Raw genomic sequence first — 2302 nt, 5'->3', positions numbered from 1 at the left:
TCGACAGTGCACGAATCCCGATCGAGAGTGCGGTGGTTCCGCCGCCACGGGTGCCGACTCGGCCCTGCTGGAAGGTGCCCGGACGCCGGGAGCGGGCTCAGCGGCATACGACAGGGGGCGGCAGCTGGGACTGCTCGACGCCCTCGAGGCCGAGTCGATCCTCGTCATCCGGGAGATCGCCGCGGAGCTCGAGCGCCCTGCCCTGCTCTTCAGCGGCGGCAAGGACTCCGTCGTCATGCTGTACCTCGCGAGGAAGGCGTTCTGGCCGGCACCCATCCCCTTCCCCGTATTGCACGTGGACACCGGGCACAACTTCCCGGAGGTGCTCACCTATCGCGACGAGACGGTCGAGCGGCTCGGCCTGCGACTCGTCGTCGCGAGGGTGCAGGACTACGTCGACGACGGGAGGCTGCGCGAGCGGGCCGACGGGACCCGAAACCCGCTCCAGACGATTCCGCTGCTCGACGCGATCGCCGAGCACCGCTTCGACGGGGTCTTCGGGGGTGGCCGACGCGACGAGGAAAAGGCCCGAGCCAAGGAGCGAATCGTCTCTCTACGTGACGCGTTCGGGCAGTGGGACCCCAAGAACCAGCGTCCGGAGCTGTGGAACCTGTTCAACCCGCGGCATCGTCCGGGGGAGCACGTCCGGGTCTTCCCGATCAGCAACTGGACGGAGCTCGACATCTGGCGCTACATCGAGCGCGAGGGAATTCCGCTCGCGCCGCTCTACTACGCCCACGAGCGGGACGTCTTCCGTCGGGACGGGATGTGGCTCGCGGTGGGTCCGTGGTCGCGGCCGCGCGACGGCGAGACCGTCGAGCGGCGGCTGGTGCGCTACCGGACGGTCGGCGACATGTCCTGCACCGGAGCGGTCGAGTCCCGTGCCACGACGAACGCGGACATCGTCCTCGAGGTGGCGGCCTCCACGCTGACCGAGCGAGGCGCCACCCGGGCGGACGACCGACTGTCCGAGGCGGCGATGGAGGACCGCAAGAAGGAAGGGTACTTCTGATGGGCACCATTGCAGGAGAGGCGAACACGCTGCTGCGCCTCGCCACGGCAGGGTCCGTCGACGACGGCAAGTCGACGCTCGTCGGCCGACTGCTCCACGACACCAAGTCGGTGCTGTCCGACCAGCTCGCTGCGGTGGAGCGGGTCTCCCGGGAGCGCGGGCTGACGACGGCCGACCTCGCCCTGCTGACCGACGGGCTGCGCGCCGAGCGCGAGCAGGGGATCACCATCGACGTGGCCTACCGCTACTTCGCGACGGCGACCCGGTCGTTCGTCCTGGCTGACTGCCCGGGGCACGTGCAGTACACCCGCAACACCGTGACCGGAGCCTCGACCGCTGACGTCATCGTCCTGCTCGTCGACGCCCGCAAGGGGGTGCTCGAGCAGACCCGCCGTCACCTCGCCGTGGCCGCCCTGCTCCGCGTGCCGCACGTCGTGGTCGCGGTCAACAAGATCGACCTCGTCGACTTCTCGGAGTCGGTGTTCCGACGCGTCGAGACCGACGTCCGGGCCGTGGCTCAGGAGCTCGGGGTCGGCGATGCCCGAGCCATCCCCGTCTCTGCGCTCGGCGGCGACAACGTCGTCGAGCGGTCGGCCCGAACGCCGTGGTACGACGGCCCGGCCCTCCTCGAGCTGCTCGAGACGCTGCCCCCGCCGGTGGAGGGCGTGACCGCGCCCTTCCGGCTGCCGGTCCAGGTCGTGATCCGCCCCCAGCGCGCCTCCCATGACGAGACGCACCATGACTACCGGGGTTACGCCGGCCAGGTCGCGTCCGGGGTCGTGCGCGTCGGGGACGAGGTCGTCGTCCTGCCCTCGGGGCTGCGGACGACCGTGGCCGGGATCGACCTCGGGGAGCGGCCGCTGGAGGAGGCGGTCGCGCCCCAGTCGGTCACGCTCCGTCTCACGGACGACCTCGACGTGTCTCGCGGCGACGTCATCGCGGCTGCGGGAGACGCGCCACGTGCGACGCAGGACGTCGAGGCGCTGGTGTGCTGGCTGGCGGACGGACCGTTGCGGCCGGGTGCGAGGCTGCTGCTGAAGCACGGGGCGCGCACGGTGCAGGCGATCGTCACGGCCATCGACGCCCGCCTCGACCTCGACGACCTGCACTCGCTGCCGGCGGAGTCGTTGTCCCTCAACGACATCGGCCGGGTGAGGCTCCGGCTGGCCCAGCCGCTCCCAGTCGAGGACTATGCCCGGAACCGGCGAGGCGGTGCCTTCCTGCTCATCGACCCGCACGAGGGCGCCACCCTCGCTGCCGGGATGGCCACCGTCGAGAGGCCACCAACCG

2 protein-coding genes are annotated in these 2302 nt (G+C 71.1%); both read left to right on the top strand.

The genetic code is table 11. The features are described 5' to 3' along the window. The first annotated feature begins 64 nt into the window (after positions 1–64). Positions 65–1012, top strand: coding sequence for a sulfate adenylyltransferase subunit CysD (cysD, locus tag N864_RS21570; RefSeq protein WP_051518911.1), 948 nt, complete (start codon positions 65–67; stop codon positions 1010–1012). Next, positions 1012–2302: sulfate adenylyltransferase subunit 1 (locus N864_RS21565; protein WP_051518910.1), on the top strand; the 1291-nt coding region annotated here is incomplete at its 3' end. The genes cysD and N864_RS21565, both read left to right, overlap by 1 nt.

The organism is Intrasporangium chromatireducens Q5-1 (assembly GCF_000576575.1).
Classification (GTDB): domain Bacteria; phylum Actinomycetota; class Actinomycetes; order Actinomycetales; family Dermatophilaceae; genus Intrasporangium_A; species Intrasporangium_A chromatireducens.
This window is presented reverse-complemented; position numbering and strand designations above follow the sequence as displayed.